The following is an 18,937-nucleotide window of genomic DNA, read 5'->3' on the forward strand; positions in this document are numbered from 1 at the left end:
GGCGTCAGGGCGGCCCCGCCCGGCCGGTGAGACGGTCGGTGGTGCCGCGCGCCAGCGGGACGACGAGCACCGCCTCGGTGCCACCGGCGGGGCCGTTGCGCAGCTCGATGGTGCCGCGCAGCTCGCCGGTGACCAGCGCCCGGACGATCTGGAGCCCCAGGTTGCCGCCGCGCTCGGCGTCGAACTGCTCGGGCAGGCCGCGACCGTTGTCGGTGACCGAGACGTGGAGCTGCTTGCGGTGCCGGTGCACCGAGACCACCACCTCGGGTCGCGGCGCGTCCGCCGGGGCGGGGGCGACCTCCTCGTCGGCCGGCGGGAAGCCGTGTTCCACGGCGTTGAGGAGCAGCTCGTTGAGCACCATCACCAGCGACGTGGCGATCTCGGCGGGCAGGACGCCGAAGCTGCCCCTGCGACGCATGCCCACGGTCACCTCGGTGGCGGCCACCTCGGTCGCGGCGCTGGCCACCCGGTCCACGATGCCGTCGAACTCGACCGCCTCGTCGCTGGACATGGAGAGCGTCTCGTGCACCAGCGCGATCGAGGCGACCCGGCGTACCGATTCCTCCAGCGCGACGCGGGCCTCCGGCATGGCGACCCGGCGGGCCTGGAGGCGCAGCAACGCGGCGACTGTCTGGAGGTTGTTCTTCACCCGGTGGTGGATCTCCCGGATGGTGGCGTCCTTGGTGATCAGGGCGCGGTCGCGGCGGCGTACCTCGGTGATGTCGCGGACCAGCACCAGCGCGCCGATCGGCACACCGGCGGGCATCAGCGGCAGCGCCCGGGTGAGCATGGTGGCGCCCCGGGCGTCGATCTCGCGCCGGGGCGGGGCCTCGCCGCGCAGCGCGGCGAGCACCGCGTTGCCGGCGTCGGTGCCCTCCAGGGGGTCGCCGGCGAGGCGGCGGTGCAGCTTGGCCAGGTCCTCCCCGACCAGGTGGGAGGCGAAGCCCAACCGGCGGTACGCGGACTGCGCGTTCGGACTGGCGTAGGTGACCTTGCCGTTGGCGTCGAGCCGCACCAGCCCGTCGCCGACCCGGGGCGCCGAGGTGGTCTCGCCCGGGTGCCGGGGCGGCGGGAACGTGCCGTCGGCGATCATCTGGGCCAGGTCGTCGGCGGTGGTCAGGTAGTTGAGTTCGAGCTGGCTCGGGGTCCGCGCGGTGGAGAGGTTGGTGTCCCGCCCGACCACGGCGACCACCTCGCCGCTCTCCCCGTCGCCGGTGCGCAGTCGCACCGGGATGGCCTCGTGCCGGGCCGGCACGTCGCCGTACCAGACCGGGTCGCCCTCCCGCCAGATCCGGCCCTGCCGGTGGGCCACCTCCAGGTGCGCCACCTCGGGCCCGCCGACGATGCGGCCGACCTGGTCGTCGAGGTAGGCGGTCGGGGCGGTGGTGGGGCGGACCTGGGCCACGCAGAGGAAGGTGCCGTCGCCGTCCACCGGCACCCAGAGCAGCAGGTCGGCGAAGGAGAGGTCGGACAGCAACTGCCAGTCGCCGGCGATCCGGTGGAGGTGGTCGATGTCGGCCGGCCGGAGCGTGGTGTGCTCCTCGGCGAGGTCACGGAGGGTGGACACGCCCCACAGCGTGCCACGCCCGGCTCACATCGTGGTCGTGACCTTCTTCAACCCGCGCGGCGCGTCCGGGTCCTCGCCGCGGGTCAGCGCCAGCGCCAGCGCGAGCCGTTGCAGCGGCAGGATGTCGAGCAGCGGCGCGTACCGCTCGTCGACCTCCGGGACCGCCATCCGGGTCTCCCCGACGTCGGCGGAGCCGACCACCACCACGTCGGCCCGGCGTTCGCCGAGCCGGGGCAGCACCTCCCGCATCGACGTGCCGCCGGGGCCGGAGCCGACCACGGCGAGCACCGGCACGTCCGGGTCGGTCATGGCGAGCGGGCCGTGCAGCAGGTCGGCGCCGGAGAAGGCGAGCGCCGGCAGGTACGACGTCTCCATCAGTTTGAGCGCCGCCTCCCGGGCGGTCGGGTACGCGTAGCCCCGGCCGGTGGTGACGAGCTGGGCGGCGAACCGGTAGCGCGGGGCGAGCCGGGCCGGGGTGTCGTCGGCGAGCGTGCGCGCGGCCAGCTCGGGCAGGCGGGCCAGCGCGGCCCGCTCGTCGGCGGGCAGCACGCCGTCGCCGGCGCGTACGCCCTCGACGAGCATGAGCAGCGCGAGCAGCTCGGCGGTGTAGGTCTTGGTGGCGGCGACCGCCCGCTCGTGGCCGGCGGCCACGTCGACGCTCAGCTCGGCGGTCTCCACCAGCGGCGAGTCGGGGTTGTTGGTGACGGCCAGGGTGAGCGCGCCGGAGGCGCGGGCCACCCGGAGCACCTCGGCGAGGTCGGGCGAGCCGCCGCTCTGGCTGACGCCGACGACGAGCGCGTCGGACAGGTCGGGGCGGGCGCCGAAGACGGTGATCGCGCTGGGCGAGGCGAGCCCGGCGGGCAGGCCGAGGCGGATCTCGGTGAGGTACGCCGCGTAGAGCGCCGCGTGGTCGGAGGTGCCCCGGGCGGTGAAGACCACGTGCCGGGGTCGTCGCTGCGCGACGGCCGCCGCGACCCGGGCGATGGCGTCCGCGTGCTCGGCGGTGAGCAGACGCTCGTAGCCGGCCGGCTGCTCGTCGATGTCGGCGGCCATGCCGGCCCCTGGACGTGTCACCCCGCACCCCCTTCTGCGCGGTTGCCGCGCGTTCGGTGCTCAGTCTTGCACGTTTGCGCCGCAACCAGCAAAGCAACGAGCAGTAGTGCGCAGTGGATCACCATCCCTCGGCAAGATCCCCTAGGCTTGCCCGGCTGACCGACCGACCCGCCGGCGAGAGGACGACGTGCCCGAGGACGACGCCGCGCTCTCCGCGGAGGAGGAACTCGCGCTGGCCCGGCTGGCGCTGGGCGAGGGCGACCTCCGGCACGCCGCCGACCACGTGGCCGCCGCGCTGGTGCGCTCCCCCACGCTGCCCGAGGCGCACGAGACGCTCGCCCGACTCGCCGCGGCCAGCGGCGGCGACCTGGATCTCTTCCCGCTCGGCCAGCACGCCTTCGTCGGCGCCGTGGTGGCCCGGGCGCACCTGCTCGCCGCCGCCGGCCGCCCCGCCGAGGGGCTCGACCTGCTGGCCGCCGCCACCGGCTACGCGCCCGGCGCGCCGTGGGCCGCCGTGCCCTGGGTGACCGCCGCCGACCTGCCGGAACGGCTCGACCCGGAGCGCGCCGCCCGGATCCTCATGCAGGTCTGCGCCGCCGCGCCCGACCCGGTCCCGCGTCGGCTGCGCGAGCCGCTCCAGCCGTACCTCACGCTGGCCCGCAACGCGATCACCGTGCATCCGGACCACCCACTGCTGCTGGGTGCGGCGTCCGCGCTGGCCCGGCGGCTCGGCGAGGTCGCCCTCGCGGTCGCCTGGGCCACCCGGGGGGTACGCGCGGAGCCCACCAAACTCGGCGAGGTGTGGCTCGGGTACGCGTACCGCAGCGCCGGCCGGACCGCCGACGCGCTGGCCGCGCTGGAACGTGCGGTCGCGCTCGACCCGGACGACCTGGCGGTCTACGCCGACATCGCCGGCACACTGGCCGACCACGGCCGGCTCGACGCGGCGCTGGGCTGGGTCGACCGGGCGCTGGCCAAGGACCCGACGTTCGACTGCGCCGTGCACACGGCGTACCGGCTGCGTTTCCTGCGCGACGGGAACGTGGACCACCTGGTGGCGCTCGCCGACTTCGTCCGCGACCACCCGGACGACACGCACGAGCACGGCGACCTCGCCGAGTGCTGCCGTGGACGGCCCTGGCTCGGCCAGGTGACCCCGGCCACCGCCGACCGGCCGCCCGCGCCGGACGACGCCACGCGCCCGTCGGCCGACGCGGTGCTGCGGCTCCAGCAGGTGGCGCACCCGGCGTGGCCGCATCCCCCGGCCGCGTACGACGCCGCCGTCGGGCTGGCCACACTGGACCTGACCGACCTGCTCGGCCTGCTGGCGTACCCGCCGGACGCGCCGCCGACCGCGCTGGGCCGGGTGCTCGGCGGTCAGGACCCGGCGCTCTGGGCCCGGTGCGCGCAGGTCTGGGCGTGTCTCGGCCTGCTGCACCACCGCACCGACGAGCCGTGGGCGGAGTCGACCCGCCGCCGGGTGCTGCGGGACCTGGCCGGGGGCGAGCCGGGTGCGGTGGCCGAGGCGGCGCTGTTCGCCCTGATCACCGCCGCCTGGGTGGACCCCGCCGTACGCGCCGACGTGGCCGCGCTGGTGGCCGGGCGGCTCGCCGAGGTGGCGGCCGGTCGGATCCGCCGCACCCCGGCGGCGGTGTCGCTGGCGCATCTGGCGCGGGCCACCCCGGCCCTCGACGCGCCCGCCCGCGCGACGGCCGACGCGCTGGTCGCCGCCGCCGACGCCGGCCCGCTGCGCCGGCTGTGGCGACGCGTCACCGGCCTGTTCCGCCGCGGGTGGCGTTAGGAGGGGCCCCGGCACATCGCCAGGCGTTGACCGGGGCCCCCTCCTTACACCGGGGCCTTGCCGAGGGCGATCTCGGCCTCGGCCTCGGGAGTCGTGCCGGCGGGCGGGGCGTCGTTCGTCGCGCGCAGCGGCACCTCCTTGATGAACCAGGCGAGCACCGGGACCGCCACGGTGATGAAGACGGCCCAGAGGAACACGTGCGAGATGGCGTCGGAGAGCGCGCCGAGCACCAGTTCCCGGGCCGGGCCGGTGAGCTTCTTCAGCGCCTCCAGGTTCATCGCACCGCCCTCACCGCCGCCGTTGCCGGCGAAGGCCGGGCCGGCGGCCGAGTCGGCCAGCCGGTTGGCGAAGACGGCGCCGAAGAGCGAGACGCCGAACGAGCCGCCGATGGACCGGAAGAACGTGGCCGCGCCGCTCGCCGCGCCCAGGTCCTTCTGCTCGACGCTGTTCTGGGCGATCAGCATCGACGTCTGCATCAGGAAACCCATGCCGACGCCGAGCACGACCATGTAGAGCGAGGACTGGGTCTTGCTGGTGTCCAGGTCGAGCAGGCTGAGCAGTCCCATGCCGACGGCCATCACCACGCCGCCGACGATCGGGAAGGCGCGGTAGCGGCCGGTCTTCGTGATCATGCGGCCGACCACCAGCGAGACCACCAGCATGCCGAACATCAGCGGGAGCAGCAGCAGGCCGCTGTTGGTGGCCGAGGCGCCCTGCACGGTCTGCTGGTAGAGCGGCAGGAAGTTCATCGCGCCGAACATGGCGAAGCCGAGCAGGAAGCCGATCACCGAGATGAGCGCGAAGTTGCGGTTGGCGAACAGGCCCAGCGGCAGGATCGGCTCGGGCACCCGCCGTTCCACGAGCGCGAACGCGACAAGTGCGACCACCGCCAGCGCGGCCAGCCCGAGGATCTGCGGCGAGGCCCAGTCGTACTCGTTGCCGCCCCAGGTGGTGACCAGCACGATCGCGGTGATGCCGACGGAGAGCAGCGCCGCGCCCAGCCAGTCGATCTTGTGCTCGGTGCGGTACTTCGGCAGGTGCATGGTGGTCGCGAGCAGCAGCAGCGCCACGCCGCCCAGCGGCAGGTTGACGTAGAACGCCCAGCGCCAGGAGAGGTGGTCGGTGATGAAGCCGCCGACCAGCGGGCCGGCCACCATGGCGATGGCCATGATGCCGGCGATCATGCCCTGGTAGCGGCCCCGCTCACGCGGCGGGACCAGGTCCCCGATGATCGCCATGACGCCTACCATCAGGCCGCCCGCGCCGAGGCCCTGGACCGCCCGGAACGCGATCAGCTCCATCATCCCGCTGTCGGTGCCGCCGAAGACGCCGGAGCCGGACATGCCGCACAGCGCGGAGCCGATCAGGAAGACGACCACCGCGGTGAGGAAGACCGCCTTGCGGCCGTAGAGGTCACCGAGCTTGCCCCAGATCGGGGTGGAGACCGTGGTGCCCAGCACGTACGCGGTGACCACCCAGGTGAAGTGGTCGGCGCCGCCGAACTCGAACACGATGCGCGGCAGCGCGGTGCTGACGATCATGTTGTCGAGCATCGCGAGCATCATCGCGATCATCAGGCCGAACAGGACGACGCGGACATTGGGTCTCGCGATGTCCGGGGCTGATTGACTCATCGGTAGGCTCCCCCGCAGATCGGTGGTCGACTTACTTGCCGCCCGGCTAGTTAACTTACTAGCCGCACGGTAAGCTGACGACGGGACGAACGTCAAGCGGATAGGAAGGTGTCGGTCGGGTGAGCGAGAGCACAGGCGGCACGCGGCAACGGATCCAGGCCGTCGCGCTGGAGCTCTTCACCGAGCAGGGTTACGAGAAGACCTCGCTGCGGGAGATCGCCGAGCGGCTCAACGTGACCAAGGCCGCGCTCTACTACCACTTCAAGAGCAAGGACGAGATCGTCACCAGCTTCGTCGACGACCGGCTGCGCCGGATGGACGAGCTGATCGCCTGGGCCGCGGATCAGCCCGCCACGCTGGCGACCCGGCGCGCGCTCATCGCCCAGTACGCCGACGCCATGTTCGCCGGCGAACTGCCCAAGGTGATGCGGTTCTTCGAACAGAACCAGACCGTGCTCAAGAGCCTCGCCGCCGGTCAGCAGATGCGTGACCGGATGATGCGGCTGGCCGGCGAGCTGAGCCGCGGCGACGACTCGCCGGCCGCCCAGCTACGCGCCGCGCTCACCCTGTTCGCGGTGCACAGCAGCTGGTTCGCGGTGCGCGCACCGGGCGTCACCGACGAGGAACGCAAGAAGATCGCCCTCGAGGTGGCCGAGGAACTGCTCGCAAAGATCGGCGACAAGGGCTGACGCTCCGCCCCGCGGTCAGGGCGCGTCGGTGAGGGCGCGGCGGCCGGCGGGGGTGGTCAGCACTCGGCGCAGGCCGAGCAGCTCGATCCCGGGCTGCGGGGCCCAGTCCTTCTCCGGCGCGCGGACGAACCCGAACCGGTCGTAGAGGCGCCACGCGGTCGCCGCCATGCCGGCGCGTACGCAGATCACCACCGCCGAGCAGCCCAGTCCGGCGGCGCGCGCCACGCACGCCTCGACAAGCGCCACGCCGGCGCCCCGGCCCTGCGCGGCCGGATCCACGGCGAGCATCCGGAACTCCGCCTCACCGGGCCCGGCGAGTTCCGCGTACGGGGTGCCGGGCAGCACGAACGTCACCGCGCCGAGCACCGCGCCGGTGCCGCCGTCCACGGCCACCAGCACCTCACCGGTCGCCGCCCGGCCGGCCACGTCGGCGAGCACCGGCGCGTACCCGGTCTCGCCCTTGAGCTGGCCGTCCGCCTCGTACGCGGCCACCGTCAGGCGGGCCACCGCCGGGAAGTCCGCCGGCTCGGCGCGGCGGACGAGCGGGCGGGTCAACCGATCACCGCGATCAGGTCGCCGTCCTGCACCACGTCGCCCTCGTTGACCGCCAACTGCTGCACCACGCCGTCGGACTCGGCCACCACCGGAATCTCCATCTTCATCGACTCCAGGATCACCAGCGTGTCGCCCTCGGACACGGTGTCCCCGGCCGACGCGACGACCTTCCAGACGTTCGCCACCATCTCGGCGCGGATCTCCTCGGCCATCTTCCGGCCCTCCCTCTCCCCGACAGTCCTGCGAACGGTCATCCAATCATGACGCCGGTCACGTCGAATCTCGGACCACCGGCGCTCCGACTCGCCCCACCCCGTCCCGGGCGCGGTCGGCGGCACTAGCATCGTCCGGGTCGGCACCCGGGGTGACCCGGGGACCGTACGCGACCTCCGCCGCGCTCGCCCGCGGCCGGACCGTGACCAGCACTAGGAGGCAGAGCATGGCGAAGAAGGCCCGGAAGAAGAAGGCCCGGAAGAAGAGCAGCGCCAACCACGGCAAGCGTCCCAACTCCTGATCACCCGATCAGCGCGAGGGCCGCATCGGCCCTGAACCGGCCCGTGGGCCGGACACACCGGTGGCCCGGGTCCGTGCGGACCCGGGCCACCGGCGTGTGGTCGGTCGTGCTCGTCAGTCGGCCAGCTCGCGGGACTCGGTGGTCTCGAAGACCACCAGCTCGGTCAGCCGCAGCCGCAGTCGCTCGCGCAGCTTCTCCGGCGCGGCCTCGTTGCCGCAGCAGCGGGCGACAAGCGCCTTGACCTCCTGCTCGATGCCGTACTCGCGCAGGCACGGCCCGCACTCCTCGAGGTGGTGCCGGATCAGCGTCCGGCGCTCCTCGGCGCACTCCAGGTCGAGGTAGAGGTAGACCTCGGCGAGCACCTCGTGGCAGTCCGTCTCGTGCGGTTGTCCACAGCTCACGGTCACACCTCCCGGCTGGCGGCAGCGGTCGAACCCTTCGACGGCGACGCACTGAATCCGCGCTCCGCCGCGTATCGCTCGAGCAGCTTCCGCAAATTGCGTCGGCCACGGTGCAGGCGGGACATCACGGTGCCGATCGGCGTGCCCATGATGTCGGCGACCTCCTTGTAGGAGAAGCCCTCGACGTCGGTCAGGTAGACCGCCAGGCGGAACTCCTCCGGCAACTGCTGGAGGGCCTCCTTGACGTCGCTGTCCGGCAGCCGGTCGAGCGCCTCGGTCTCGGCCGAGCGCAGACCGCTGGACGTGTGCGACTCCGCCTCGGCGAGCTGCCAGTCCGTGATCTCGTCGGTCGGCGCCTGCACGGGCTGGCGCTGCCGCTTCCGGTAGGAGTTGATGTAGGTGTTGGTCAGGATCCGGTACAACCAGGCCTTCAGGTTCGTGCCCTGCTCGAACTGGTGGAAGGCGGCGTACGCCTTCAGGTACGTCTCCTGGACCAGATCCTCGGCATCCGCCGGGTTGCGGGTCATCCGCAGCCCGGCAGCGTAGAGCTGGTCGACGAAGGGCATCGCGTCCCGCTCGAAGCGGGCCCTCCGCTCGTCCGTCTTCTCGGTGGTCAACCGCACATCCCCTCGCCTCGGATGCTTTCCCGCCGAGGATACGCGTACCCGCCTGGCGGCAGATTCACTTCCCGAGTGTGTGCCGGTGCTCACGGCCGACACCGACGCGGGCCACTCCGGCGCGTCGAGCAGCCGCCTGAGCTGCTGTTCGTCCCGTTCGTCCCGCTTCCGGCTCCGTGTCTCGATCGGCACCGGTCACCCCCCTCACGCTGGCGATGTCTTCCAAAGGGCTCAACGCGACCCACCGCCCCCGACATTCCGCCGCCGTCCCGCCGCCACCCCGACGCTGCGGTGATCATGAAGTTGACCTGCCGATTCGTCCGTTGCGCGCACGCCAACTCCGGGATCGACGCGACGGAGCAGGGGGCCGGGACAGGGGTGGGGGCTCGCCGTTCCTGGTCCCAGCTTCGGCCGCGACCGGGAGCTGGGACCAGGAAGGGCCTGGGAGGTGGCCCCGGGGTCGCCCGAGTCGGGCGGCCGGCGCCACCCGGTGCAACGATCACCGCCGGGCCGGGTCACGCGCCACGGCCGGCGCTCAGGACAGCCAACCCCGGGCGGTGAGCCAGTCCCGGACCACGGCAGCCGTGCCGGCCGGGTCGATCCGCAGGTCGTGCCGCTCCCTCGGCCGGATCACCACCTCGACCCCGGGCCCGGGACCGGGTACGCCGAACGGATCCCGGTCGCCGTTGACCACCAGCGTGGGCAGGCCGGTGCCCAGCTCGGCGGCCCGCGACCGGTCCGGCCGGCCGGGCGGGTGCAACGGGAACGCCAACGCCACCACGCCCACCGCCCCGACGGCGCGGGCGGTCCGGCAGGCCACCCGGGCGCCACTGGAACGACCACCCACCGCCCAGCGGCCGGCTTCCGGCAGTCGCCGGCGCAGCTCGGTCAGCACGGCGGTCCACGCCTCGTCGAGGTGCCCGGCCGGCGCCGGCGCGCGCCGGCCGGCGACCCGGTACGGCTGGGTGACCAGGACCACTCCCGCTCCGGCGGCACGGACCGCATCGCGGACCGCCACCAGATCGGGCGCGTCGACGTCGCCGCCCGCGCCGTGCCCCAGCACCAGCACGGTGCCGCCGGCCGTGACCGGCGGGTCGAGCCGGATCCGGGCCGGCCCTCGGGGCGTGTCGATCTCGTCGTCGTGCGGCACCGGCCCATTCTGCGCACACCGGTCCGCCCGGCGAGAGCCCGACGGGCGAGACGCCGACACGGAAGCATGTCGCCGGGCGCCGCACACGTGCCGTCGCCCGCGCTCCGGAGGACCGGACCGCGGGCGACGGTCGACATCAGCTCAACGGCACCAGCGTGAGCAGGCGGTCCCGGACCGGCGGCCCGGGTTCGTCGGCCGCGTCCGGATCCGGCTGCACCTCGCTGCGCCAGGCGACCAGCATGGCTCGTCGCTCACGCGGCGTGGTGCCGCCCCAGACGCCGTGGCAGTCGCCTACCTCCAACGCCCAGGCCAGGCAGGAGCCCTGGACGTCGCAGGTGCGACAGAGCGCGACTGCCGCATCGGCTGGTTCGTTCGGAGCCGGAAAGAACGTCTCCGGATCGACGCTCTGGCAGGTGCCCCTGGTGCGCCACGCCTCGTCCTGTCGTCGCTCGCGCAAGGCCCGCAGCAGTCGCGGATCACGCCGCGCGGCGGCCACCTCGTGCGGGCGTGGCATGCGTGCCCGTGTCAATACACCCACCTCCCCCGTGGGACCGGCGAAGATCTTTCAGAGATCGATGGTTGTCATTCGCCCCGTGCGAACAGACACCCATCACCGGCGCTGTGTTCTATCGCATTCGGACACGCGGGGACAAGACTCTTCGGTAAACATGACTAAACGGCCGGGCGACGTTTCAGGCGCAACCCCGGCAAATCAGCACGCGACAATGTGCTGGGCGCGGTCAGAACAGCGTCGGCTCGGCGCCCGCCTCCGCACCCTCCGGAACGACCCGGGCGATCAGCTCGGGACCGTCGTTGCGGACGTCGCCGACCGCCGGGGAGACCGGACGGATCTCCAACCCGGCGAGTTGCCCGGCGTCGGGCGGGACGAGCAACGCGGCCGGCTCGTCGGTCGGGCCGAGCCAGGCCGCCCAGCGCTCCCGGGGCAGCAGCAGCGGCATCCGGTCGTGCACCTCGGCCAGCTCGCCGAGCGCCGCGGTGGTCAGCACGCTGAACGTGAGCCGGGCCGAACCGGCCGACTCCCACACCGACCAGATGCCGGCGAGGGCCAGCACCGAGCCGTCCCGCGGGGTCATGAAGTAGGGCTGCCGGCCGCCGTCGGGACGGCGGACCCACTCGTACCACCCGTCGGCCGGCACCAGGCAGCGGCGGCGGGCGAACGACGGCGCGTACGCCCGGCTGGTGGCGATCGTCTCGGCCCGCGCATTGATCATGCGGGCGGCGCCGGACGCGCTGCGGGACCAGGACGGGAGCAGACCCCACCGGCCCAGCGAGAGCAGCCGGTGCCCCTCCGGCGCGAGCCGGACCAGCGGCGCCCGATCGGTCGGGGCGACGTTGTAGTCGGGCCCGACCTCGCCGGTCGAGTCGACGGACTCGAACAGCGCGCTCAGGTCGCCCGCGTTCCGGGTCGTCGCGTACCTCCCGCACATGGCGCCCACGCTAGCCCCACCCGGCCGTTCCGGCTGTCCCGCCCAACGGGAGCGGGCCCGCGGGCCGATCTCACCGGGCCGCCGGCTTGGCAGAATGTGAGCGTGGGGAATCTGACCGCTACGCGTCCGCCGCAGCCGTGGACCGCGCCGACCGCGAGTGACCCGGTCGCCGCGACGCTGCGCCTGCCCGGCTCCAAGTCGATGACCGCCCGGGCGTTGGTGCTCGCGGCGCTGGCCAGCGGGCCGTCGACGCTCGACCGGCCGCTGCGCGCCCGGGACACCGAACTGATGGCCGGCGGCCTGCGCGCGCTGGGCGCCCACATGTCGGTCTCCGACGACGACCGCTGGCTGGTCCGGCCGCACCAGCCGGTCGGTCCGGCGCACGTCGACGTCGGCCTGGCCGGCACCGTGATGCGCTTCCTGCCCCCGGTGGCCGGGCTGGCCGCCGGGCGGGTCACGTTCGACGGCGACCCGCACGCCCGCACCCGCCCGCTCGGGCCGCTGATCGGCGCGCTGCGTGCGCTCGGCGTCCGCGTCGACACCCCGCCGACCGGCAGCCTGCCGCTCGTCGTCCTGGGCGCCGGCCGGGTGACCGGTGGCGAGGTGGTCATCGACGCCTCCGCGTCCAGTCAGCTGGTCTCCGGGCTGCTGCTGGCCGCGCCCCGCTTCGACCGGGGCGTGGTGGTCCGGCACCAGGGCCCGCCGGTGCCGTCCGCGCCACACGTGCGGATGACCGTGCAGATGCTGCGGGCCGCCGGGGCCGCCGTGGACGACACCACCCCCGACGTCTGGGTGGTCGAGCCGGGCCCGCTCACCGGGCGCGGCTGGGAGATCGAGCCGGATCTCTCCGGCGCCGCGCCGTTCTTCGCCGCCGCGCTGGTCACCGGCGGCGAGGTCACCCTCCAGGGCTGGCCGCGCAGCAGCCTCCAACCGGTCGAGCGGCTGCGCGCGCTGCTGCAGCGGATGGGCGCCGAGGTGACGCTGGGCACCGGCGGGCTGACCGTGCGGGGCACCGGCACGGTGCGCGGGCTGGACGCCGACCTCTCCGACGTCGGCGAGCTGACCCCGGTGCTGACCGCGCTCACCCTGCTGGCCGACGGCCCGTCCCGGCTGACCGGGATCAGCCACATCCGGGGCCACGAGACCGACCGGGTCACCGCCCTGGCGACGGAGTTCACCGGCCTCGGCGCCGACATCACCGAGACCCGCGACGGGCTGGAGATCCGGCCCCGGCCGCTGCGCGGCGGGACCTTCCGGACGTACGCCGACCACCGGATGGCGCACGCCGCGGCGGTGGCCGGGCTGGCCGTCCCCGGCATCGAGGTCGACGACGTGACGTGCACCTCGAAGACCATGCCGGAGTTCCCGGCACTATGGTCGGGGATGGTGACCGGCAAGAACTGACGGTGGGGGGACGCCCTGGCGACCAAGCGGCGGGAGTACGACGAGGACGACGTGCGGGTGCGCCCCGGCCGGTCGTCCCGCCCGCGCACCCGCACCCGGCCCCGGCACGCCGACGCGGTCGACGGGTTCGTGATCGCGGTCGACCGGGGGCGCTACACCTGCGTCCGGCCGGACGCCGGCCCGGACGACCCGGTCGTCACCGCCATGCGCGCCCGCGAACTGGGCCGCAAGTCGGTGGTGGTGGGTGACCGGGTGGGGCTGGTCGGTGACGTCACCGGCGCGCCCGGCGCGCTGGCCCGCATCGTGCGCATCGCCGAACGCACCTCGGTGCTGCGGCGTACCGCCGACGACGACGAGTCCACCGCCGAGGGGCGGCTGGAGCGGGTGGTGGTGGCGAACGCCGACCAGCTCGTGATCGTCAGCGCGCTGGCCGACCCGCCGCCGCGCACCGGGTTCATCGACCGCTGCCTGGTCGCCGCGTACGACGCCGGCATCGAGCCGTTGCTCTGCCTCACCAAGGCCGACCTGGCCGGCCCGGAGGCGGTGCTCGGCTACTACACCGAGCTGGAGCTGCCGTACGTGCTGATCCGCCCCGGCGCCGACCTGGCCGACCTGCGCGCGCTGCTCGCCGGCCGCGTCTCGGTCCTGGTGGGGCACTCCGGGGTGGGCAAGTCGACGCTCGTCAACCGCCTCGTCCCGGAGGCGGAACGGGCGGTCGGCACGGTCAGCGCGATCGGCCGGGGCCGGCACACCTCGACCAGCGCGGTGGCGCTGCGCCTGCCCCCACCGCCCGACCCGGGTGCCGGCGGCGACCCGGGCTGGATCGTCGACACCCCCGGCGTCCGCAGCTTCGGGCTGGCGCACGTGTCCGCGGAGAGCCTGCTGCACGGCTTCGCCGACCTGGTCGAGGCGACCGTCGACTGCCCGGCCAACTGCCCGCACGGCGCCGACGAGGCGGACTGCGCACTGGACGCCTGGGTGGCCGCCGGCAAGGCGGACCCGCGCCGGCTCGCCTCGTACCGGCGGCTGCTGGCCTCGCGGCTCGGCGAGGGCGACGTGCGGGAGCCCGAGCGCAACCCGGGCGATCCGCTCGCCGGGTCCTGACCGGCGGGCCGGCGGCCACCCGCCGGCACCGGCCGCACCCGCCGCACTACCGTGTCGACCATGACCGGGTACGCCGACGACCTCGCCCTCGCCCACCTGCTCGCGGACGCCGCGGACGCCGTCTCCGCGGCCCGGTTCCGCGCGCTCGACCTGCGGGTGGAGTCGAAGCCGGACCTGACCCCGGTCTCCGACGCGGACACCGCCGTGGAGCGGGAGATCCGGGCCCTGCTGGCCGCCCACCGACCCGCCGACGGCCTGCTCGGCGAGGAGTACGGCGAGCAGCCCGCCGCCGGCCCGGACGGGCGGCGTTGGGTGGTCGACCCGATCGACGGGACGAAGAACTTCGTCCGGGGGGTGCCGGTCTGGGCCACGCTGATCGCGCTGCTGGAGCACGACCGGCCGGTGCTCGGCCTGGTCTCCGCGCCGGCGCTGGGCCGGCGCTGGTGGGGCGCGCTCGGCGCCGGCGCGTTCGCCGGTACCGGCCCGGCGGAGGCCACCCCGATCCGGGTCTCCGGCGTCACGGCGCTGGCCGACGCGAGCGTCTGCTACTCGTCGCTGACCGGTTGGGAACAGGCCGGGCGGCTGGACGCGATGCTGCAACTCATGCGGGACACCTGGCGCAGCCGGGCGTACGGCGACTTCTACGGCTACATGCTGTTGGCCGAGGGGGCACTGGACGTGATGGTGGAGCCGGAGCTGTCGCTGTGGGACGTCGCCGCGTTGGTGCCGATCGTCACCGAGGCCGGTGGCCGGTTCACCGACCTGGCCGGGCGCCCCGCGCCGGCCGGCGCGGACTCGGCCGACATCAGCGCCGTGGCCAGCAACGGCCCACTGCACGACGACATCCTGGACCGGCTCGGCCGGCCAGCCGAGCGCTGACCGGGCCCGAGCCTCTATCCTCGCCAGGTGGTCTCCTCCGGTTGGTGCTTCCTCGCGGCGATGATCGTCGCGTACGGCTTCGCCAACCTGCTCCAGTCGGTGGCCGCCGCGCGGACCACCGTGCACCACACCTTCGACCCGGGGCTGCTGCTGCGGCTGGCCAGCCACCGGACGTACCTGATCGGGTTGGCCTGCCAGATCATCGGTTTCGTGCTGGCCTTCCTGGCCCGCCGGGACCTGCCGCTGTTCCTGGTCCAGGCCAGCGTGGCGGCCGGGCTGGGGGTGACCGCGGTGCTCGGCGTGCTGGTGCTCAAGTGGCGGCTGCCGGCCGCCGAGGTCGGGCTGCTGGTGCTGCTGTTCGGCGGGATCACCGCGCTGGTGCTGTCGGCCGATCCGGCGCCGTCCCGGCAGCTCGGCACCGCCGGGCTGGTCGGCCTGGTGGCGGCGCTCGGCGCGATCGCCGCGTCCGGTTTCTTCGCCGCCCGGCTGCACGGCGCGCCCGGGTCGGTGGTGCTCGGGTCACTGGCCGGGATGGCGTTCTCCGCCGCCGCGGTGGCGGCCCGCCCGCTGGCTTCCGCCGAGTCGACCGAGGCGTTCGTCCGTGATCCGCTGCTCTACCTGCTGATCGCCCACTCGCTGGTCGGCCAGCTCCTGCTCGGTCTGGCCATGCAGCGCGGTTCGACCACCGCCGCGGTGGCCGCGATGGACGCGGCCGGCGCGGTGCCCGCGGCGATCATCGGGGTGCTGCTGCTCGGCGACAAGATCTGGCCCGGCCGGGAGTGGCTGGCCGGGCTCGGCTTCCTGGTCACGTTGGCCGCCGTGGTCGGCCTGACCCGGTACGCCCAGCCGCAGCACCACCACCCGGCCGTCCGGGACCGGGGGCCGGCGATGATCGGTGTCGGGGTGGTGCCGGCTCAGGCCGCCTCGACCGGCCCGCGTTCGGCGACCACCTCGACCGGCGGGGTCGGCTCCACCGGGGTGGCCGGCCGGCGACGCCCGATCACCCGTTCGTAGAGCCGCTCCAGCGCCGCCGCCGTCCGCTCCCAGGTGTAGCTGCACCGCACCCGGTCCACCGCGGCGTGCCCGTACGCGAACCGCCCGGCGTTGTCGGTGAGCACCCGACGCAGGGTGACCCCGAGCGTGCGGATGTCGCCCGGCGGCACCAGCTTGCCGGTCACCTCGTCGACCACCGCGTCGGCGATGCCGCCCATGGCGTAGCCGACCACCGGCACGCCGCAGGCCATCGCCTCCAGCGACACCCGCCCGGCGGACGAGTAGTGCGGCGTGCAGGCCACCACGTCCGCGGAGCGGTACCAGGTGGCCATCTGGTCGTGCGGGACGGCGCCGACCAGGTGGATCCGCTCCGCCACGCCGGCGCGCTCGGCCAGTTCGCGTAGCCGGCGCGCCTCCGCGTGCCCGGCCAGCCGCTCGGCCGGCGGCCCACCGGCGATCACCAGCTCCGCGTCGCCGACCAGCCGCATCGCCCGGATCAGGTCGTCCTGGCCGTGGCCGGGGGTGAGCCCGCCGACGGAGAGGATCCGGGGCCGCTGGTCCCGGGGCGCGGCCTCACCGTCCGGGTGGAAGTACCGGGTGTCCACGCCGGTCGGCACCATCGCCACCGAGGTGCGTTGCAGGCCCATCCGGGTCAGCTCGTCGACCTCGTCGTTGCACTGGGCGACCGCCACGTCCACGGCCCGGGTCAGCGCCCGTTCCAGCGGGATCCGCTGGCCCGGCCCGGCGTAGCCCCGGCCGAGGTGGCGGAGCTGCTCGACGCCGAGCGAGTGGAAGGTCTGCACGACCGGGATGTCGGTCGCGCGGACCGCGTGGGCGGCGGCCAGGCCACCCACCCAGTAGTGCCCGTGCACCACCTCGGGCGTCCAGTCGCCGGACCACTCGCCGGCCAGCCAGCGGCCGAACTCGGCCACGTACGGCACCAGCTCGACGGTGGGCAGCGGATCGGGCGGGCCGACCGGGACGCGTTCCAGGCGGTAGCCGTCCAGCTCGGCCAGGGCCGGTTGGGCGGCGGCGTCGCGGCGTTCGTACACGCGGACCTCATGGCCTCGGGCGGCGAGTTCCGCCGCCACGCGCGCAATGTGCTCCTGAGTCCCGACGGTGGGACCGTCGGTGGACGAGCCGGCGTGCGCACAGACAAGGCCGACGCGCATGGTGCACCTCCATGCGTTCTAGCTGGCGGGATCTCCCGTTCAGAGCGTCCCATTAACCCGGGCCCGGTGCCCGCAAACCTGGCAGATCGGCATCGCAAGCCGGCGTCGCGTGGACGGGACACCGGTTCCGACCGAACCTGATCAGCGCGTTCCGGTCGGCATGACCGGCCGGCTGCGGGGTACCGCTCGGGAATGCCGCTGACCCGCAGTCTCGCCGAAGCCACCGTCGTCCTCACCGGTGCCTCCAGCGGGATCGGCGCGGCCACCGCCTACGCGCTGGCCGGGCGGGGCGCCGCCGTGGTGCTGGCGGCCCGCTCCGAGGACGCGTTGCGGCGCGTCGCCGCGCACTGCCGGGAGCTGGGCGGGCGGGCGCTCGTGGTGCCCACCGACGTGACGGACGCGGACGCGGTGGAACGGCTGGCCGCCCGCGCGGTGGCCGAGTTCGGCCGGATCGACGCCTGGATCAACAACGCGGCTGTCGGCACGGTGGGGCTGTTCGACGAGATCCCGGTGGCCGAGTTCCGCCGGGTGGTCGACGTGAACCTGCTCGGCACCGTGCACGGGACGCGCGCCGCGCTGCCCCACCTCGCCGCGGCCGGCGGCGGGGTGCTGGTGAACAACGCGTCGGTGCTGGCCGAGGTGGCCATGCCGTACCAGTCCGCGTACAACGCCACCAAGCACGCGATCCGGGGGCTGACCGACACGGTGCGGCAGGAGCTGCGGGTGACCGGGCGAGGGCACATCTCGCTCTGCACGGTGCTGCCGGCCACCATCGACACGCCGTTCTTCCGGCACGCGGCCAACCACACCGGGCGGGAGCTGACGCCGCCGCCGCCGGTCTACCCGCCGGAGCTGGTGGCCGAGACCGTGGTCCGGTTACTCCGGCGGCCACGACGCGAGGCGTACGCGGGCGGCGCGGCGCGGTTGATGGGCCTCCAGTGGCGGCTCGCCCCGGCGTTGGCCGAGCGCGCGCTCGGCTGGTACACCGCGCGCACCCAGTTCGGCCCCGGCGTACGCCAGGACGCCGACGGCAACGTCTTCACGCCCGACGCGACGGGGGCCCGGACCGACGGCTGGTCCGGCCGGCGCGGCCAACTGCTGCGGCTGACGGCAGCCTTCGGGCTGGCCGCCGCCGGCACCGCGGTCGGCACCGTCGCGGCGATCAGCCGCCGGTCCCGGACGGAACGATCATGAGTCCCGTCGACCGGACCGATGCGCGTACGGCGACCGGCGTGCACAATGGGACGATCATGCCGACGGACGCGCGTTGCCTGGTGGAGCCCGACGAGTCCTCCGCGACGGTCAGGCTGACCGGCGTGCTCGACCGGGCCGGCGCCGAGGCCGTGCGCGGCGCGCTGCTCGCCCGGTGCTGGCAGCGACCGGGCCCGGTGCGCGTCGACCTGTCCGGGGTCCGCATCCCCGACCCGGGGGTCCGCGACGTGCTCGACGGGGTCCGCGCCGAGGTCGCCGACTGGCCGGCCGCCGAGTTGCTGCTCGATCCGGCCGGGCCGCCGAGCCCCGAGCCGCCCGAGCTGCTCGACGCCGACCTGCCGCCGGTGGCCGAGTCCGCCCGACAGGCCCGGGCGCTGGTCACCGACGGGTGTGTCAGGTGGGGCCTGCCGGAGCTGATGGAGCCCGCCTGCATCGCGGTCACCGAGATGGTCAACAACGTGGTCGCGCACGCCGCGACGCCGATGACGCTCCGGCTGGCGGCGCGCGGCGGCGCGCTGCACGTGGCCGTCCGCGACCACTCCGCCGGGCGTCCCGCGTTCGCCGGGTCGGCCCCGGTCGACTCCGTCGGCGGCCGGGGGCTGCTGCTCATCGACACGGTGGCCCGCCGTTGGGGCAGCACCGCGCTGCCCGACGGCAAGGTGGTGTGGTGCGTGCTGTACGCCGAGGACGAGGCCGCCTTCCGCAACTGAGGCACGGTTTCGCCCTGTTGCTCCCGATCCACCC

General features: G+C 74.5%; 20 protein-coding genes. 9 read left to right on the plus strand and 11 right to left on the minus strand.

Annotated elements, in window-relative coordinates; genetic code table 11:
- Positions 1-4 precede the first annotated feature (4 nt).
- Positions 5-1,567 (minus strand): sensor histidine kinase, encoded by a 1,563-nt coding sequence (locus tag TPA0908_RS13010; RefSeq protein WP_281937760.1) that lies wholly within the window; start codon positions 1,565-1,567, stop codon positions 5-7.
- 24 nt (positions 1,568-1,591) lie between these two features.
- Complete coding sequence (locus tag TPA0908_RS13015) at positions 1,592-2,620, minus strand: SIS domain-containing protein (protein ID WP_281938589.1); 1,029 nt, start codon at positions 2,618-2,620, stop codon at positions 1,592-1,594.
- A 187-nt stretch (positions 2,621-2,807) separates the two neighbouring features.
- Between TPA0908_RS13015 and TPA0908_RS13020 the strand changes: the two genes are divergently transcribed.
- Positions 2,808-4,421, plus strand: coding sequence for a tetratricopeptide repeat protein (locus tag TPA0908_RS13020; RefSeq protein ID WP_281937762.1), 1,614 nt, complete (start codon positions 2,808-2,810; stop codon positions 4,419-4,421).
- Between the two features lie 44 nt (positions 4,422-4,465).
- Here the strand turns inward: TPA0908_RS13020 and TPA0908_RS13025 are convergent, their stop codons facing one another.
- The gene (locus tag TPA0908_RS13025) at positions 4,466-6,055 is read right to left on the minus strand and encodes an MDR family MFS transporter (RefSeq protein ID WP_281937764.1); all 1,590 of its coding nucleotides are present in this window, start codon (positions 6,053-6,055) and stop codon (positions 4,466-4,468) included.
- 119 nt (positions 6,056-6,174) lie between these two features.
- Between TPA0908_RS13025 and TPA0908_RS13030 the strand changes: the two genes are divergently transcribed.
- Positions 6,175-6,744, plus strand: a complete 570-nt coding sequence (locus TPA0908_RS13030) for a TetR/AcrR family transcriptional regulator (protein ID WP_281937766.1) — start codon at positions 6,175-6,177, stop codon at positions 6,742-6,744.
- 15 nt (positions 6,745-6,759) lie between these two features.
- On the opposite strand, the gene TPA0908_RS13035 is transcribed toward TPA0908_RS13030, so the two are convergent.
- Together TPA0908_RS13035 and TPA0908_RS13040 are read right to left on the minus strand one after the other, a co-directional pair.
- The gene (locus TPA0908_RS13035) at positions 6,760-7,299 is read right to left on the minus strand and encodes a GNAT family N-acetyltransferase (protein ID WP_281937767.1); all 540 of its coding nucleotides are present in this window, start codon (positions 7,297-7,299) and stop codon (positions 6,760-6,762) included.
- Complete coding sequence (locus TPA0908_RS13040) at positions 7,296-7,511, minus strand: biotin/lipoyl-binding carrier protein (protein WP_091068708.1); 216 nt, start codon at positions 7,509-7,511, stop codon at positions 7,296-7,298. Before TPA0908_RS13040 ends, TPA0908_RS13035 begins: the two co-directional genes overlap by 4 nt.
- Positions 7,512-7,738: 227 nt before the next feature.
- Here TPA0908_RS13040 and TPA0908_RS31780 point away from each other — a divergent pair, with 227 nt between their 5' ends.
- Entirely contained in the window at positions 7,739-7,813 is a 75-nt protein-coding gene (locus TPA0908_RS31780) for a 50S ribosomal protein bL37 (RefSeq protein ID WP_369752275.1), read from the plus strand.
- A 113-nt stretch (positions 7,814-7,926) separates the two neighbouring features.
- Here TPA0908_RS31780 and rsrA read toward each other — a convergent pair whose 3' ends face one another.
- From rsrA to TPA0908_RS13070, 5 genes are all read right to left on the minus strand, one after another.
- Positions 7,927-8,214 (minus strand): mycothiol system anti-sigma-R factor, encoded by a 288-nt coding sequence (rsrA, locus tag TPA0908_RS13050; RefSeq protein ID WP_107161067.1) that lies wholly within the window; start codon positions 8,212-8,214, stop codon positions 7,927-7,929.
- 2 nt (positions 8,215-8,216) lie between these two features.
- Positions 8,217-9,023 (minus strand): sigma-70 family RNA polymerase sigma factor, encoded by an 807-nt coding sequence (locus TPA0908_RS13055; protein ID WP_281937771.1) that lies wholly within the window; start codon positions 9,021-9,023, stop codon positions 8,217-8,219.
- Between the two features lie 343 nt (positions 9,024-9,366).
- Positions 9,367-9,981: an alpha/beta hydrolase family protein gene (locus TPA0908_RS13060; protein WP_281937773.1), complete on the minus strand. Its 615-nt coding sequence runs from the start codon at positions 9,979-9,981 to the stop codon at positions 9,367-9,369.
- Positions 9,982-10,117: 136 nt separating this feature from the next.
- Positions 10,118-10,510, minus strand: coding sequence for a WhiB family transcriptional regulator (locus TPA0908_RS13065; RefSeq protein WP_107161005.1), 393 nt, complete (start codon positions 10,508-10,510; stop codon positions 10,118-10,120).
- 211 nt (positions 10,511-10,721) lie between these two features.
- A complete protein-coding gene (locus tag TPA0908_RS13070; protein WP_281937775.1) occupies positions 10,722-11,429 on the minus strand; it encodes an SOS response-associated peptidase in 708 nt (235 codons plus the stop codon).
- 102 nt (positions 11,430-11,531) lie between these two features.
- Here TPA0908_RS13070 and aroA point away from each other — a divergent pair, with 102 nt between their 5' ends.
- The 4 genes from aroA (at position 11,532) to TPA0908_RS13090 (ending at position 15,830) form a co-directional block, all read left to right on the plus strand.
- Positions 11,532-12,833, plus strand: coding sequence for a 3-phosphoshikimate 1-carboxyvinyltransferase (gene aroA, locus TPA0908_RS13075; RefSeq protein ID WP_281937777.1), 1,302 nt, complete (start codon positions 11,532-11,534; stop codon positions 12,831-12,833).
- Between the two features lie 204 nt (positions 12,834-13,037).
- Positions 13,038-13,937, plus strand: coding sequence for a ribosome small subunit-dependent GTPase A (gene rsgA, locus TPA0908_RS13080; RefSeq protein WP_281938591.1), 900 nt, complete (start codon positions 13,038-13,040; stop codon positions 13,935-13,937).
- A gap of 60 nt (positions 13,938-13,997) precedes the next feature.
- Positions 13,998-14,816, plus strand: a complete 819-nt coding sequence (gene hisN, locus TPA0908_RS13085) for a histidinol-phosphatase (RefSeq protein ID WP_281937779.1) — start codon at positions 13,998-14,000, stop codon at positions 14,814-14,816.
- A 60-nt stretch (positions 14,817-14,876) separates the two neighbouring features.
- Positions 14,877-15,830: a hypothetical protein gene (locus TPA0908_RS13090; RefSeq protein ID WP_281938593.1), complete on the plus strand. Its 954-nt coding sequence runs from the start codon at positions 14,877-14,879 to the stop codon at positions 15,828-15,830.
- Here the strand turns inward: TPA0908_RS13090 and TPA0908_RS13095 are convergent.
- Positions 15,731-16,981, minus strand: coding sequence for a glycosyltransferase (locus TPA0908_RS13095; RefSeq protein WP_281937781.1), 1,251 nt, complete (start codon positions 16,979-16,981; stop codon positions 15,731-15,733). The genes TPA0908_RS13090 and TPA0908_RS13095 overlap by 100 nt on opposite strands.
- 192 nt (positions 16,982-17,173) lie before the next feature.
- On the opposite strand from TPA0908_RS13095, the gene TPA0908_RS13100 reads away from it, so the two are divergent.
- Together TPA0908_RS13100 and TPA0908_RS13105 are read left to right on the plus strand one after the other, a co-directional pair.
- Positions 17,174-18,175: an SDR family oxidoreductase gene (locus tag TPA0908_RS13100; RefSeq protein ID WP_281937783.1), complete on the plus strand. Its 1,002-nt coding sequence runs from the start codon at positions 17,174-17,176 to the stop codon at positions 18,173-18,175.
- Positions 18,172-18,903: an ATP-binding protein gene (locus tag TPA0908_RS13105; RefSeq protein ID WP_281937785.1), complete on the plus strand. Its 732-nt coding sequence runs from the start codon at positions 18,172-18,174 to the stop codon at positions 18,901-18,903. Before TPA0908_RS13100 ends, TPA0908_RS13105 begins: the two co-directional genes overlap by 4 nt.
- Positions 18,904-18,937 lie beyond the last annotated feature (34 nt).

Source organism: Micromonospora sp. AKA38 (assembly GCF_027925725.1).
In the GTDB taxonomy this organism is placed as follows: Bacteria; Actinomycetota; Actinomycetes; order Mycobacteriales; family Micromonosporaceae; genus Micromonospora.